At 45.3% G+C, this 15,485-nt stretch carries 14 protein-coding genes; 6 read left to right on the top strand and 8 right to left on the bottom strand.

All coding sequences use genetic code 11. The features are described from left to right. Positions 1–77 precede the first annotated feature (77 nt). Positions 78–800, top strand: a complete 723-nt coding sequence (gene pepE, locus MASE_RS06265) for a dipeptidase PepE (protein ID WP_014948909.1) — start codon at positions 78–80, stop codon at positions 798–800. Here the strand turns inward: pepE and bioD are convergent. The 4 genes from bioD to bioB are packed head-to-tail and all read right to left on the bottom strand — an operon-like array spanning position 771 to position 5,108. Then, entirely contained in the window at positions 771–1,541 is a 771-nt protein-coding gene (gene bioD, locus MASE_RS06260; RefSeq protein ID WP_014948908.1) for a dethiobiotin synthase, read from the bottom strand. The two genes, pepE and bioD, sit on opposite strands and share 30 nt — an antisense overlap. After that, on the bottom strand, positions 1,538–2,620 hold the full coding sequence (locus tag MASE_RS06255) for a methyltransferase (protein ID WP_014948907.1): 1,083 nt from the start codon (positions 2,618–2,620) through the stop codon (positions 1,538–1,540). Before MASE_RS06255 ends, bioD begins: the two co-directional genes overlap by 4 nt. A gap of 2 nt (positions 2,621–2,622) precedes the next feature. Beyond that, the gene (locus MASE_RS06250; RefSeq protein WP_014948906.1) at positions 2,623–3,984 is read right to left on the bottom strand and encodes an aminotransferase class I/II-fold pyridoxal phosphate-dependent enzyme; all 1,362 of its coding nucleotides are present in this window, start codon (positions 3,982–3,984) and stop codon (positions 2,623–2,625) included. Further along, complete coding sequence (gene bioB / locus MASE_RS06245; RefSeq protein ID WP_014948905.1) at positions 3,984–5,108, bottom strand: biotin synthase BioB; 1,125 nt, start codon at positions 5,106–5,108, stop codon at positions 3,984–3,986. Before bioB ends, MASE_RS06250 begins: the two co-directional genes overlap by 1 nt. Positions 5,109–5,206: 98 nt before the next feature. On the opposite strand from bioB, the gene bioA reads away from it, so the two are divergent. The 3 genes from bioA (at position 5,207) to MASE_RS06230 (ending at position 7,905) form a co-directional block, all read left to right on the top strand. Continuing rightward, positions 5,207–6,472 (top strand): adenosylmethionine--8-amino-7-oxononanoate transaminase, encoded by a 1,266-nt coding sequence (gene bioA, locus MASE_RS06240; protein WP_014948904.1) that lies wholly within the window; start codon positions 5,207–5,209, stop codon positions 6,470–6,472. 172 nt (positions 6,473–6,644) lie between these two features. Next, the gene (locus MASE_RS06235) at positions 6,645–7,166 is read left to right on the top strand and encodes a DUF2937 family protein (RefSeq protein ID WP_014948903.1); all 522 of its coding nucleotides are present in this window, start codon (positions 6,645–6,647) and stop codon (positions 7,164–7,166) included. 457 nt (positions 7,167–7,623) lie between these two features. After that, a complete protein-coding gene (locus MASE_RS06230) occupies positions 7,624–7,905 on the top strand; it encodes a hypothetical protein (RefSeq protein ID WP_039233500.1) in 282 nt (93 codons plus the stop codon). 125 nt (positions 7,906–8,030) lie between these two features. Here MASE_RS06230 and MASE_RS06225 read toward each other — a convergent pair whose 3' ends face one another. Both MASE_RS06225 and MASE_RS06220 read right to left on the bottom strand, forming a co-directional pair. Beyond that, positions 8,031–9,305 carry a GNAT family N-acetyltransferase/peptidase C39 family protein gene (locus tag MASE_RS06225; protein WP_014948901.1) on the bottom strand — a complete coding sequence of 425 codons (1,275 nt, stop codon included), beginning with the start codon at positions 9,303–9,305 and terminating at the stop codon, positions 8,031–8,033. Beyond that, positions 9,302–10,789: a RimK family protein gene (locus tag MASE_RS06220; protein WP_014948900.1), complete on the bottom strand. Its 1,488-nt coding sequence runs from the start codon at positions 10,787–10,789 to the stop codon at positions 9,302–9,304. Before MASE_RS06220 ends, MASE_RS06225 begins: the two co-directional genes overlap by 4 nt. Before the next feature lie 252 nt (positions 10,790–11,041). On the opposite strand from MASE_RS06220, the gene MASE_RS06215 reads away from it, so the two are divergent. Then, positions 11,042–12,010: a calcium/sodium antiporter gene (locus MASE_RS06215; protein ID WP_014948899.1), complete on the top strand. Its 969-nt coding sequence runs from the start codon at positions 11,042–11,044 to the stop codon at positions 12,008–12,010. A gap of 182 nt (positions 12,011–12,192) precedes the next feature. Here MASE_RS06215 and MASE_RS06210 read toward each other — a convergent pair whose 3' ends face one another. Next, positions 12,193–12,681 (bottom strand): hypothetical protein, encoded by a 489-nt coding sequence (locus MASE_RS06210; protein ID WP_014948898.1) that lies wholly within the window; start codon positions 12,679–12,681, stop codon positions 12,193–12,195. Positions 12,682–13,006: 325 nt separating this feature from the next. Between MASE_RS06210 and asnS the strand changes: the two genes are divergently transcribed. Further along, complete coding sequence (gene asnS, locus MASE_RS06205) at positions 13,007–14,404, top strand: asparagine--tRNA ligase (RefSeq protein ID WP_014948897.1); 1,398 nt, start codon at positions 13,007–13,009, stop codon at positions 14,402–14,404. Between the two features lie 90 nt (positions 14,405–14,494). On the opposite strand, the gene MASE_RS06200 is transcribed toward asnS, so the two are convergent. After that, positions 14,495–15,268, bottom strand: coding sequence for a hypothetical protein (locus tag MASE_RS06200; protein WP_232300918.1), 774 nt, complete (start codon positions 15,266–15,268; stop codon positions 14,495–14,497). Between the last annotated feature and the right edge of the window lie 217 nt (positions 15,269–15,485).

The raw sequence follows: 15,485 nt of genomic DNA, 5'->3' as shown, positions 1-15,485 counted from the left end.
ACACAGTGACGGAGCGTGACTAAACTTTATGCCTAGTTTCACGTATGATACGCCGTCAGAAAAATTGTGGAGTTAGTATGACCGCACATGTACTTATGCTAAGTAGCTCACGCCAAGGCGACGAGACTTACTTAGAGCACGCTAGAGCGCTTATTTTTGCACACTTAGGCGAAATTCGCGACCTTCTATTTGTTCCTTACGCCGCCGTCACTCAAACGTACGATAGCTATGTAGACGCCGTTGCTACCGCCCTGCCAGAGTGCAAGGTTACTGGGCTACATTCCGTTGAAGATCCGGTTGCTGCTGTAAATAACGCAAAGAAAAACGGCCAAGCCATTGTTGTAGGCGGTGGAAACACCTTTCACCTGCTTTCTACTCTTTATGCAAACGCGCTTATTGTGCCAATAAAGCACGCCATCGCCGATTGTACTCCTTATATTGGCTGGAGTGCGGGTTCGAATATTTGTGGTCAATCAATTAGAACCACTAACGACATGCCCATTATCGAGCCGCCGAGTTTTGATGCACTAGATATCGTGCCGTTTCAGTTAAACCCACATTACACCGATTATCAGCCGCCGGGTCACAATGGCGAAACCCGCGACCAACGTTTGGCAGAGTTCACTACGCTTAATCCAACCACACCAGTAGTTGCTATTCGCGAAGGCACAGCGCTGCGCCTTACTAATAATCAACTTAGCCTAGTGGGTGAAAAAGACGGCTTTATCTTTCTAGGTGAAGAAAAAACGCCAATCAGTTCAGGTGATGATTTAACTTATTTGCTTGATAGCGGCGAATAGTGCCTCATCATTAGGCGTTACTTGGTAGGGAATTTCTGCCAGTAGCGGCTCGGGTAACATGGCTTTAAGAGAATGAATATTTTCTTGGTACCGCGTCATGTTACCTGTGATGTCGTTCGCAACCCATCCTTTAATGGTAAGTCCATCAGCACGAATTGCTTCTGCGGTTAGTAGCGCATGATTCAAACAACCTAAGCGCATGCCTACAACTAAAATCACATCCATTTTGAGTGTTTTCACGACATCAGAAAGATAGTAAGTGGGCGTATACTCATCACCTACCGTTAGCGGTAAACGCCACCCACCTGCACCTTCCATTAACAGAAGATCGGGTTGATAGGCGTGCAGTTCATCAAGCCCTCTAGCTATTTCGTCAAACGTTAACGCCACGCCTTCTTCAAGGGCAGCAATATGTGGCGCAATAGCCGGCTTTAGTGCAATTGGATTTATTTGATGCAAAGGAAGTGTCTGTCCACTTTCTTCGTTGTTTTCATTTACGCTTTTTAGCTCGTTATTGTCTGTAATTTTAATGGCTTTATTTGCGCGTATTTTGGAGCACGCTTTCTGAATATTTAGCGCATCTTCGTTAACCCACTCGCCGTTTATCTGTTCGCATCCGGCCGCAATAGGCTTGTAGCCGATGGCGCTTAACGAGGCTTTTTGCGCAGCTTGTAGTAGTTGGCAGGTGACATAGGTTTTACCTACCTCGGTGTCGGTACCGGTAATGAAATACTGCCTCATCGTTTTTCCAATCTAAAATGACTCACGCGGTAGGTAAGCGGTAACTTACTTTCTACACCGCTCATATTGCTGTAAGCCATGGCTAATTTTTTAATATCTCGACGGGTTAGCGGCGGTTGTTTTTGGCCGGTCTCTCCTGCCCCCACCCCTTTCACAGAGCGCAATAGCGACATAATATCGCAGTGAGTATCGACATAGTCCTTGGTAATCACCCGTTGCAAAGCAAGGGCCGACTGCTTAAAGCCATTTACCCATTGTGCGGTTGTTGGCATATAGGTTTCGGCCTGTGGAAGCTGCGCTACTTTGCGCGCCGTTTTAAGCTCACTAAATGAACCCGCCACCATAATCGCCAGCTCGGCAATACCACTCTTTTCAAGCACTCGCGCTATCTCATTAGCAACAATCCCAGTATCGCTAACCCACTGAAGCGCCATAGATGAAAATACGGTTGAAAATTGGCTATCACAGAAAGGCAAATCAACAGCACTACCTTCCACGAAAATGGGGTCAGAGTACATTTTTCTGGCCTGCGCTAACATGCCCTCGGCAATGTCTACGCCAGTTGCGGCTGCACCTTTATTTGCAAGGGTTTGGGTATGAATGCCAGTACCACAGCCGATATCAAGAACCGTACCCTGTAAGTCTATCGGTAAGTTCGCTAATGCCTGCTTAGCAATAATGCGCTGAACACCCGCAATACTGTTGTACTGCACAGCCGCTTTTGAAAAACGATGTGCCACGTCCTGCTCATTAATTGTTGAAGCAGTACCATTACGCTCAGCTTTTGCAGCGCCTTTAATTGTTATAGAGCCTTCAGCTGTAATATAGCCCTCAGTTTTTGCCTTCTCCTCGGCATGCATATTGGCCGAAGCTTTGGAGGAGCAATCAGAAGGGTAAGCACTTTTAACTGTGAGAGCCCCTTCAGCGTTGGTCGCACTTTTAAAATCGAGAGGTGCCTCGGACGAAAAAACCCCGTTTGCCTTAAAAGCCGCCTGCGCCGCGTCACGCGACAGCTTACCGTCGAAGAGACTTCTCGATTCTGCCGACATAGCAGCTTTTATAGCGGGACTTAGTGACATCGTTACATCTCTTTTTTACTTACAGAGTCAGGAGTATTCACAGCGCTGTCTGATTCTTTTTCTACTGAAGTCTCACTTAACAGAAAGTTATTAAGTGAAAGCTCTAGGGCATCAAGCAATACGTCAATATCCTGTGATGAATGATTTGACGTAAGCGTAATACGCAGCCTGTCTTGGTTTTTCGGTACAGTAGGCTGCCTGATAGCCGTTGCCCAAATGCCGCGCTGTTTTAGCCCGTCACTTAGTGCAACTGCACGTTCTGGGCTACCAACGATAATAGGCTGAATCGCGCTTTGCGATTGCCCCAAAGTGATTTCAATTGGTGCTTTGTCTTTCTCGCTTGAATTGAGTGTCTGTCCAAAACGCTTTTGAAACGAGTCTCTGAAATAGGCGATATTGTTATGCAGCGTTTCGCGGCGGGCAGTATCACTGGCGATATGTGTAAGAGAGTACAACGTCGCGACCGCTTGTGCTGGTGGCATGGCAGTGGAATACACATAATGTTTAGAAAAATTCACCAGATAATCAATTAGGGTTTGGCTTCCTGCAATAAAGGCGCCGGCCGTGCCCACTGCTTTGCCAAATGTTCCCATAACAATAGGCGCTTGTTGCTGGCTTAAGTTTAGTGCTTCTGCTGTGCCAAAACCGTTTTCACCCAATACACCCATACCGTGTGCATCGTCTAACATGAACCATGCATTATATTTAGCGGCCAGTTCAGCGATACCTTCGCAAGGCGCTACGTCACCGTCCATACTAAACACACCTTCACTGGCAATCAGAATGTCTTGCTGGTTTGCATCAGAATTACCAACCGCATCGGATAACTGGCTGTGACAAACGTTTGATAGCACGCTCTCTAAATGACTTAGATCGTTATGCTTGAAACGGCGAAGCTTAGCGCTGTCAGATACACATTGCGCACCCTCTAAAAACGAAGCGTGCATGAGCTTGTCGGCAATAATATGACCCGCACTCGCGCTTTTATTAGGGAGAGACATGTGAGGAAAAAGTGCCATGCACAGTGCCTGATTGGCGGCAAAGCCAGAGTTAAACAACAGCGCAGCTTCTCGGTTTAACCCATCGGCAATGTAGGCTTCTAGCGCCAAATGAGCCTGTGTGTGCCCAGTTACCAAAGGCGATGCACCACTGCCACCACCAAATTGCGCTAGCCCCTCAACCCAACTTTGCAATACACCCTCATGCTGGCGCATGCCTAGGTAGTCATTGCTTGAAAAGTTAAGATAGTGCTCACCGTTAATACAAATAATGTTGTCTTTTTCGTATTGTTGGCAGTGGCGCTGGCGCAGCAAGCCTTGCTCGGCACGCGCGCTCAGCGAATCGTCTAACCAGTGAAAGGCCATTACGCCTCCTTTAAATGCTGTTTCTTTGGCGCTACCTTAGGCTTGGTTGCATCAATAAACAAGTCGTTACTGTCGTCGGCTTGTTCTTGTTGCTGGGCAATTTCTTCTTCTAACACTTGTTGATGTGCTTCGTCTGAGTAATCCCTTGTACGCTCAGTATTAATACCAAGCTTTTTGAACAGCATTACATCTTCATGGGTATCTGGATTTGACGTGGTTAACAGCTTGCAGCCATAGAAAATGGAATTCGCACCTGCCATAAAGCAAAGCGCCTGCATTTGTTCGTTCATTGCTTCGCGGCCTGCCGACAAGCGCACATGTGACTTAGGCATCATAATACGGGCAACGGCAATAGTGCGAATAAACTCAAAATAGTCCAAGTCTTCTACACTATCGAGTGGCGTACCTTTTACTTTAACCAACATATTAATAGGTACACTTTGAGGCTGCTCAGGAAGGTTTGCTAATTGCACTAACATACTAGCGCGATCGCTCACCGTTTCTCCCATGCCAACAATTCCCCCAGAGCAAACATTCATACCTGCAGCACGCACGTTCTCTAACGTATTCAATCGGTCCTGGTAAGTACGGGTCGTGATAATATCGCCGTAGTATTCCGGAGAGGTATCAAGGTTGTGATTATAATAATCAAGGCCCGCTTGCTTTAAGGCCACAGCTTGATCGCGGGTTAACATACCCAGCGTCATGCAGGTTTCTAAGCCTAAGCTTTTCACCTCTTCAACCATTTTTAAAATGTAAGGCATGTCTCTGTCGCGCGGGTTTCGCCAAGCAGCCCCCATACAAAAACGGGTTGAGCCTACATGCTTTGCTTCTTTCGCACGCTGGATGACTTTTTCAATTTCTAGCAGGCGCTCTTTCTCTAGGCCCGTATCATACCGAGCACTTTGCGGGCAGTACTTACAGTCTTCAGGACAAGCACCGGTTTTAATCGACAAAAGCGTGCTAACCTGCACTTCATTCGGATTAAAATGCTGCCTATGCACCACTTGGGCATTAAACAGTAAATCGTTAAATGGCATGGCAAACAAAGCTTCGACTTCGGCTTTGGTCCAATCGTTTCGAATAGTTGTCGTTTGCGCAGAAGGCGCACTAGCCAGCGTCATTGACTGTCCTTTACTAATTATTATTGCTGGCTTAGTCTATGCCCCAATATCGAGTTGTCAACTCTGACCAATTTAAAACATTTACTAACGGTTAATTTGTGAACAATATAGAATTTGATAAACAACACATTTGGCACCCTTATACCTCGGCGGTTAATCCCCTTCCCTGCTATGAAGTAGTTGGTGCAAAAGGCGCTGAACTTACCTTGGCCACAAGTGAAGTGCTAGTAGATGGCATGTCTAGCTGGTGGGCAGCTATTCACGGTTACAACCATCCTGTACTCAACGATGCTGCGCACAAGCAAATTGACGCATTTTCTCACGTTATGTTTGGCGGTATTACCCACCAGCCGGCGGTAGATTTGTGTAAATCGTTACTGAACATGGTGCCGGCAGGTTTAGAGCGTGTATTTTTAGCAGACTCTGGCTCAGTGTCTGTTGAAGTTGCGATAAAGATGGCGATTCAGTATTGGGCGTGTCAGGGGCGCTCAGAGAAGTCACGCATTGTCGCGCCGCGCAATGGCTACCATGGCGACACGTTCGCTGCAATGAGCGTGTGCGATCCCGTTAACGGCATGCATAGTTTATTTGAGGGTGTACTAAGCAAGCAGATTTTTGCGCCCGCTCCTCAAACTCGCTTTGGCCAAACGTTTAGCGAAGATGACATTCTTCCACTTGAAGAGATTTTTGAAAAGCATCACCACACGATGGCAGCCCTTATCCTAGAACCTGTTGTTCAAGGCGCAGGCGGCATGCGTATTTATCACCCCGAATACTTAAAGCGCTGCCGACAGCTTTGCGATACCTACGACGTACTTTTGATTTGCGATGAAATTGCCACTGGCTTCGGCCGTACAGGTAAGCTCTTCGCTTGTGAGCATGCAGGTATTTCGCCTGACATCATGTGTTTGGGTAAAGCGATTACGGGTGGTTATATGACACTGGCCGCGACCTTGTGTACCGAAGACGTGGCTTTAGGGGTTTGCCAAGGGGAGCCTGGCGTATTTATGCACGGCCCCACATACATGGGCAACCCGTTAGCCTGCGCGGTGGCCAATGCCAGTCTGTCGCTAATTAACGAAAATCATTGGCAGCAACAAGTTCCTGCTATTGAGAAACAATTACAAGCCGAATTGGCAAAATGTGCAGACTTGCCGAGAGTCGCTGACGTAAGGGTGTTAGGTGCTATAGGGGTAGTCGAGACGGTAAATCCCGTCAATGTTGCCGAAATTCAACGCCATTTTGTGAAACATGGCGTGTGGATACGGCCATTCGGGAAATTGGTATACATTATGCCTCCTTACATTATATCTTCCGAGCAGTTAAGTAAGCTGACCCATGCGATTTACACCGCCTTGAAATAGTGTGTGAGATTGTTACGCTAACTATCTTCTTGGGTGAAATATGAGTTTTGAACCACCAGTTGACGTCAATTGGCCCGAGGGTTGATGTTAGTTTTGTTATAGAGTGAACATTCAACTTTAAAGCGGGTCACTAATTAGATCATTAATGCAGAGTGTTTATAGCGAGATTTGAATGATAGTACGTGTTTTAGATAAAGTTGTATTTGCAGTCTTGTTTATCATTACACTTCAAGTCCCCATCTTGGCGGATCATTATCGTCAATACCTCAATGGTTATTATGATGCACTGAGAGATGAAGTTTCTAGTTCGTCAGCGCTCGCCAAGCAGCATGGTTTTTCTTCGGTTGAAGCCATGCTTGAAAGCTTACAGAAAAACAGTGAGCCAGTTGTGCGAGAGAATGCCTCGATGAAAGCCACACGCTTCGCCCAGATCACCACTTTAGAGCAAGGTATGAGGAAGCTAGAGCACGGTCATTACTTCGAAAAGCTTGTGTTTATGGCCTCGCCTTCTCAATATGGTACGCTGAAGCGCGTGTTAGATAATTTCAGCCCCTCTGTCCCACTAACGCCTTCGTCAATTGTGTTCAGCCTTGTTACCGCTATCTTACTTAATCTGTTAATTTGGACGCCACACTTCTGCTATTGTCAGGTAAAGAAAATTAAAAATAAACCCAAGCGCTACGCTTATAAATAGCACTTGGGTTTATCTTGTTAATACGTGGTTTATTATTTTTTTAAAAAGCCACTTCTACCAGTCCCACTAAACCAACACATTAGATCTTAATGAGCAGCATGGCTCTGATATTTCATGGCCTGAGATTTCAAGGCGTCATGCAAGCCATGCACTAAAATCGCTCGGGCTTTTCTCTATCCGTTAGCCGGCTTCGCTATTTTTCCTTTTAGCTTTTCCTCGCTCTCTTTTCCTCGCTCTCTTTCTCGCTTTAGTGAGCCTCAACAGTTGCAATCCGCATTTAGGCACATTTGGCGTGTTCTAAGTCATCTACTAGTAAGAGTTGGCATCTTTGCTGCAACACTTATTATGAGTGTGTGTTGAGATGTTGCTGAATTTACACTACGTCTATCAAAGTAAACACTTAATGCCTTTGATAAACAGCAACTTAAGCACAAAAAGCTATACAGGAGATATTATTATGCCAACAGATGCACAATTATTAATCGGGAAAGTGTTGCAAATAAAAGACAAAATTATTGCAAAACGCCACTGTATTCCAAGTGACCTAAAAGCGGAATGGAACACGCTTAATGAGCAAACTGCGTGTTTTGAAAGTGAGGCGCTTTATAGAAGTGCTGTGAAAGGCCAGGAAATGAATAAGCACATTGATTATTCAGGTTCGGTGAAAGAGCTTTCTCAATTAGTAAAACAACTTAAAACGCTAAATAAAAAGGTTAACGTTACACGAGTTCATCACTAATACCTGCGATGACACGCCACGGTTATGGCTATTTTAAGTTTCGCTGAGTGGCTATTTATCTTTGCGGACTAATGGTATGAGGCCTCAAGCATTCTCCGTGCCTCAGGCCTAAGCAAAAATTCGTGTTACTTTTTCTTTTTAAGGAGTACCAATGTTCTTACTTTACGCGTGCCATAGCTGGCAAGCCTTAGAAAGTCTTCGCGGGCAACCGGAATGTGTTGATACTCGACAGGCTGCCCCTCACTCGCATCTGGATCGTGCAGATAATAGCAATGAGAATCGCAGCTAGTCACCGCAACCCAATGGGGAACCTTTTTCTTATCGAACGCGTATGTGCTGATTAAGCACAATACTGCCCCGCCAGCTTTAAGGGTTTGGTCGATAACATCAACTCGCCAGTCAGAGATTTCAACAGAAATGCCTTTTCTACGTGCCTCTGCCATAAACTGCGACTCAACATTTTCGACTATCGCTTTCTTGTTAGTATCTCTAACGCCATCAACAAAAAGCGGGACATCCTGATTGATGACCACTTTCGCTGCATAACCTTCGTTTACCGCGGCGAGCGCTAATCCCACCGGGTGGCAACCGCCATGACCTGACATCATAAATATCGTGGTCGCAGTACGCCACAACGATAGTTCTTTTTCTTGGGTCATTTCATAGCGATTGTTCAATGCACACATTGCCATCATTAATGCTGATGGACCGCAGGTAAAATCAGTCGTTTGTTGGTACCACGGATAAACCTCTGGCTTAACTGATTTACTCGGCACCAACACTTTTTGCATACGTAATGCGTCAGTGTGATCGTCGTAGTAATCGGTATACATACCAAACTGACTAAACCCTAATTTTTTATACAGAGCAATGGCGCCGGCATTACCTACTGCCACTTCCAGGCGCATAAATCGCTTTCCCCGCAAAAGCGCCCGCTCCCCCAAGCTATTTATGAGCTTTTCAGCAACGCCAAGCCCTCTCGCCTCAGGCAAGACTGCGATAGAATACAGTCTAGTGAGCTGCGTTCCACGACGTAGTAGCAACAGTCCATAGCCAACAATGCTATTTACACTCGGCTTATTTTTGTCGAGGTTAGAACTTGAAGTCGACGGCTCACGCTCGGCCACAATAAGCTCTGCGTGCTGTGCATCAATGTAAAATTTGAAACGACTTTTACTTAGCCTGTCGGTGGTGAAACAAGTTTGCTCAATGTGCTGAAGCGAAGCAAGATCGTGTAATGTCGCAATGCGCAGCACTACACTCGACTGCGTAGAAGGCACACCAACACTATTTGTCGATTTAGTATTAGATGCGCCCTCAGCTAGGCCATATGCACGATTTGCGCTTTCCTGTGGACTTGCATTATTCACTTCAATTACTCGCTCAGCCGATGTAATCATCGCCCTCTTTGCTCCAACCTGTCAGCAAATTCCTGCATAATTAATTCGTACAGTTCTTTGCCTAAATATTTGTCTTCAACACCCGAGTCGATACTTGGGTTGTCGTTCACTTCAATAACATAAACTGCATTGCCGGTTTGCTTGATGTCTACACCATACAAGCCGTCACCCACCGCTTTAGCGGCCTTGATAGCAGCTTGTAACACCGGCTTAGGCACTTCAAATGTTGGCATTGTGGCAAATCCACCCGAAGAGAATCGGTCTCCCTGATGGTTGTATATCTGCCAATGGTTGCGCACCATAAAGTATTGGCAAGCGTAAATAGGTTTGCCACCTAATACACCAATTCGCCAGTCGAATTCAGTGAATATATATTCCTGAACCAAAACAAGCGCCGATTCAGCCAGCATTTGTTCTAAGCGCGTTTTTAACGCTTCTTTATTTTCAGCTTTATGCACGCCGCGGGAAAACGAGCTTTCTGGCAGTTTTAAAACAAGCGGCAAACCAAAGTCAGCTATGAGTTTTTCGCATACTTCATCAGTAGCGCTCGATACAAACGTCGCTTTCGGCGCTGGCACTTTTTGATAAGCAAACGCATCCTGCAGGTACACTTTGTTACAGCAGCGCAGAATTGACTGCGTGTCGTCCATAACCACAATGCCTTCTCGCTCTGCGGCACGCGCTAAACGGTAAGTATGATGGTCAATCGCTGTCGTTTCACGAATGAACAATGCATCATAGTGACCCAATTCTTCTTGCGACAGGCGACTTACCACATCTGCGCGAAAGCCCACTTTTTCAGCTGCTTTCACAAAGTTTTTAATGGCGCGTTCGTCACTAGGCGGCGTGCTCTCTTCTGGGTTAACCAAAATGGCCATATCCCAACGAGTACTTTTGCTCGTTTTACCGGCTTTCCACTGTATTTTGGTATGTGCTTCTAATTGCTCAATGAAACGCGCTTGTTGCTTGGCATTTAAGTCCTTAAACGCTTTTGCCTGTACGCTTGCAAAGCCTTCAATTTGTACTTTACCCGTGGCTTTAGGCGACACTTTCGTATCGGTAACTGTTGGGCTTAACACCAAAACAGGGTACGGGTACTTTTCAAACGCTTGGCGCGCCAAACGCTTAAAGCGCTGATCTTTCACTTCGCCGAAAAGTACTAATATAGGCTCATCAGTAATTTCCATATTGTCTTGAGATACCGACAAAGAGAAGACGATGCGATCGATACTTTTCTCTTCCGCCATGCGTAAATCGTTAATGGTATTTACAGAAGGCAATACAGAGTGATTACGTGCCTGAGCCAAAAGTGAACAATAGTACCCTTCGCTTAAGTAACGCGTAGTATCACAAATGTTGATCACGCGTGTTTTGGGCTCGTTCAACTTTGGAAACTCAGCAAGATAATCTTGAAAAGTCAGCACGGTTAAAGCTGTGTTACAAAAAGGAGTAACATCATCAGTAACAATCAGTGTATTGTGCATGTAATTCGCTTCTAAATAGTGTGTTGTCAGTTACAATTATTACTGTGTTTGTTCAATTTACAAACACGATTAAAGTAGCGCTGAGTTTACGCTTTACTCATCATTTGCATAGCATTATCAGCACGGCTTTTTTTCATCGTTAAGACAACAAAAACTAATGTGTATTTGAATAGATTGAAACGACTTTTGTTTATTGAGTTTGCCTATACATTGAAGTAAGCAAACAAGATACGAATGGTTTAAGGAGTACGTATGTTATTAGCCAGCTTGGCTATTTTAATCGGATTACCGGTTTTGCTTTGGAGCGCAGGGAAGTTTGTAGGTGGTGCCGCATCGGTAGCCAATCATTTCGGTGTTTCACCCTTGCTCATCGGTATGCTCATTATTGGGTTTGGTACATCGGCCCCTGAAATCATCGTTTCAGTGTTTGCAGCTATTCAAGGCAACTCTGGCATAGCGCTGGGTAACGCCTATGGCTCTAATATCGCCAATATCCTGTTAATCCTTGGCCTTACCGCAATCATTAGTCCTATTGCGGTTAAATCAGAAATCATTAAGAAAGAGCTGCCTGTTTTACTTGGCATCACCTTCTTTGCCGCATGGCAGGTGTGGGACTTAAATATCTCGAAAGACGACGCATTCTCTTTGTTAGGACTGTTTGTGCTTCTGCTTTCTTGGAGTATTTATCACGGTATGAAAGGCGACAAAGACGCCCTCGCCGACGAATACGATGAAGAGATTAATAGCAACGAAGGTACGGTAAAAACCCACGTAATGTGGTTGATTGCGGGGCTTTTATTGCTAGTTGCAAGCTCGCGTATGCTGGTATGGGGCGCGGTAGAAGTCGCCACCTTCTTCGGTGTTAGCGATACTATTATCGGGTTGACGGTTATCGCAATTGGTACATCGTTACCAGAACTTGCATCATCGCTAATGGCGGTGAAGAAAGGCGAACACGATTTAGCCATTGGTAACGTGATCGGATCTAACATGTTCAACACCTTGGCAGTAGTGGGCATTGCAGGCACCATTCAGCCAATGGCTGTAGGTTCTGAGTTTTTATACCGCGACGTTATGGTGATGTTCGCATCAACCATTGCCCTATTCATTTTCTGTATTGGCATTAAGCGCCAAGGACGTTTAAACCGTCTGGAAGGCGGAGCATTTGTGCTGGCCTACGCGGCCTATACGTACTGGCTTATCCAAGCAGCTTTTATTTAAGTTATTGCCGCAAGCCTTGTAAACAATAACGCTTTTTATGCATCGCTCACTTGATGGGAAGGTCATAGCAACCCCATCAAGTGACATAAACACCGTTTGTCGAAAGCGCTACTCACAAAGCTTTGTTATTTGTCCTTGAGTTATGTTTTTGTCGTGCACCCCATGTAGAGCGCTTTCACTATTTACAGGCCCAGTGTGGTAGCCAGTGTGATTAGGCTTATCGCCGCAATAGCAAATAAAATGAATAGGTTTATGCCAAAACTATCGCTTTGACGACGGTTTCTTCTGGCACGCATAATTATGCTAATTAAACTCACTATCAAACATACCTGCAGCATGATGGTCATGGCCGATAAATGACTTTCAGACCAACTGGTATCGCCTTTTATTCCCCAGTACTGCTGCACGCCGCTGATAAAATCTGGGCGCGCATAGTGAAACAGTATGAGTACGACAACCATGCCAACCCAGCCAACGATGTTTAACCCAAGCATCACCTTATAAAAAGGCGTTTTAGAACGGGGCGTTGAACGTCGCTCTGCAAGTTGCTCGTAAGTCATAGAACTTCTCTCATTTTCGGCATCGCTAGAACGGTCAGCGTCACTTTGCGTAGCACTCGGTTCTTGTGCTTGCTGAGACACTTGCGTGTTCGAATCATTTTTATTTCCCATTTGTCACTCTGTTCTCTGGCATCCCGCTTTATGTTGGGTATACTAGCGTGCTATTGGATTGTATTTCATTGGTTATTTTTACATCACCAAGTCATGTTTCGATCTGTATTTTGCTTATATTTGGCACCAAGCGAATTGCGAAATGCCTTTTTGAAAAGCGAAAAACTAATACAGATTCTAGTAAGTTATCGGCATGGCAATCCAAAAACATTGACTATAAAGCAAATTTTAGTGCATTTTTTCATTCACAGTTTAATGCACTGTGTTGTTGAAAATGACTCAATAGTAAGCAACAACATAAAATTAGTAAGACGGAGAAATTAACATGACGCATGCGCCCGTAGTTGACGTACTTAAAGGTAAGTACGCCGTTGGCGAATCGGTAACCGTAAAGGGTTGGGTAAGAACACGCCGCGACTCTAAAGCGGGGTTATCATTTATTGCACTACACGACGGTAGTTGCTTCGATCCTGTACAAGTTATTGCGCTAAATTCTCTGTCAAATTATGCCGATATCCAGCGCTTAACAGCAGGCTGCTCATTATCGGTTACCGGTACAGTGAAAGAGTCTCAGGGCCAAGGCCAAGCCGTTGAAATTGACGCGACTGACGTTGAAGTTTTGGGTTGGGTAGAAAACCCTGATACCTACCCAATGGCCGCTAAACGTCACAGCATTGAGTACCTTCGCGAATATGCGCACCTTCGCCCACGCACTAACGTTATCGGCGCGGTAACCCGTGTTCGCAACTGTTTGTCTCAGGCGATTCACCGCTTTTTCCATGAGAAAGGTTACTTCTGGATCTCTACGCCTATTCTAACGGCAAGCGATACAGAAGGTGCAGGTGAAATGTTCCGCGTATCAACCCTTGATATGATGAACCTTCCACGCGACGACAAAGGCAATGTTGACTATTCAGAAGATTTCTTCGGCAAAGAAACCTACCTTACGGTATCAGGACAGCTTAACGTTGAAACTTACTGTACAGCTATGTCTAAGGTGTACACCTTCGGCCCTACGTTCCGTGCAGAGAACTCAAACACATCTCGCCACCTTGCCGAGTTTTGGATGATTGAGCCTGAAGTGGCGTTTGCTGAATTGAAAGACGTAGCACAGCTTGCTGAAGACATGCTGAAGTATGTATGTAAGGCTGTGCTTGAAGAACTGCCTGACGACATGGCGTTCTTTGCTCAGCGTATTAAGAAAGACGCCATTGAGCGTTTAGAAAAGTTAGTAAGCTCTGACTTTGTTCGCATGGACTACACTGACGCTATCGAAATTCTGCAAAACTGCGGCAAAGAATTCGAATTCCCTGTTGAATGGGGTATCGATTTATCTTCTGAGCACGAGCGCTATCTTGCAGAAGAACACGTTGGTGCGCCAATTATCATGCAAAACTACCCGAAAGATATTAAAGCGTTCTACATGCGCATTAACGACGACGGTAAGACAGTTGCAGCAATGGATGTACTCGCGCCAGGTATCGGTGAAATCATCGGTGGTTCACAACGTGAAGAGCGCCTAGACGTTTTTGACGCACGCCTTGACGAAATGGGCCTATCGAAAGAAGACTACGCGTGGTACCGCGACCTTCGCCGCTACGGCACCGTACCTCACTCAGGTTTCGGTCTTGGTTTCGAGCGTCTTGTAGCATACGTAACCGGCATGCAAAACGTACGTGACGTGATCCCATTCCCACGTACACCAGGCAACGCTAGCTTCTAAGCAGTTGCTGTATCAATAAATAAAAAGCTCGCCACAGTTTGCTGTCGCGAGCTTTTTTACTTCTTGAACCGTTATTATCTCAGCGCTAGTTTACGGACTTACTGAAATTCCAATTGCAGCAGAGCGACAAGGTTCAACCGTGTAAATAAATCCCTCTTCCACTTCATCTGTCTTTTCAATCTGCAAAATTTCATAGTCGTTAAGCTCTATAACGCGGGTTCCCTCGGGATGAGCACAGCGTGAGAGTGAGTCAGCTTCAAACTCATAAATGAAATAGGCTAAGGCACGTCGTTGTGACTTTTTGTAATCAACACTCTTTTGTTTTGCGTTAGTCAGTAGCGTGGTTAAGTCCTTTTCTAACTCAGAAATATCTTCCGCTTGTTCCTTAGTAAGTTGCGCTTCACCATTTTCAAGCTCATTTTCCGTTACGTTTTCTATGCTTATTAAAGGGTTAGCACTTTCACTACTAAATTCAGAGAGTAGCCCAACTTGCCCAGCTAAAACTCCCAGCTGCAGCGCCACGCCCAATGTCCATGCTAATCTTGCCAATGTGGTAGAGGTAGCAAACCGATAGTGTTTGGGATGCCAAAACCGCGCAACGCCAAACGGCTTCAATAGCAGTAAGAAAAACAGATAGAAAATAATAAGAAGCATACCACCCACAAGCCCTAACATGGTGGTAACAAAGAACCAGCTTGGCACCATAAGAATAAGCGCAAAATTGTGACTGTAGGGCAAGGCGTTTGCTGATACGCCAGTTATGCTATTCACTAACCCACTTGCAGAGGCGAGTGCAAAGTTTGCGATGATTGCATATATAAACAGAATCACAGCTTTACCTGGTAAGCTGTTCCAAAGTGTCATGAACCTGGGCCATGTCTCGCTAACAATGCCCGTAAGAGCAAAACCAAACATTATTGCTTCAAACAGTCTACTTTCTATGTTCAGAAATATTTGCAACAAAAGCATGCTGGTTGCTAAAAAATAACATCGCTGAGCAAAGGTAATACTCATCCAAAAACGTAAAAAACCAACACGCCTTTTCAGGAATAAACGACTTACCTGCTTCTTAATTTTTCCA

Source organism: Alteromonas macleodii ATCC 27126, assembly GCF_000172635.2.
Taxonomy (GTDB): domain Bacteria; phylum Pseudomonadota; class Gammaproteobacteria; order Enterobacterales; family Alteromonadaceae; genus Alteromonas; species Alteromonas macleodii.
This window is presented reverse-complemented; position numbering and strand designations above follow the sequence as displayed.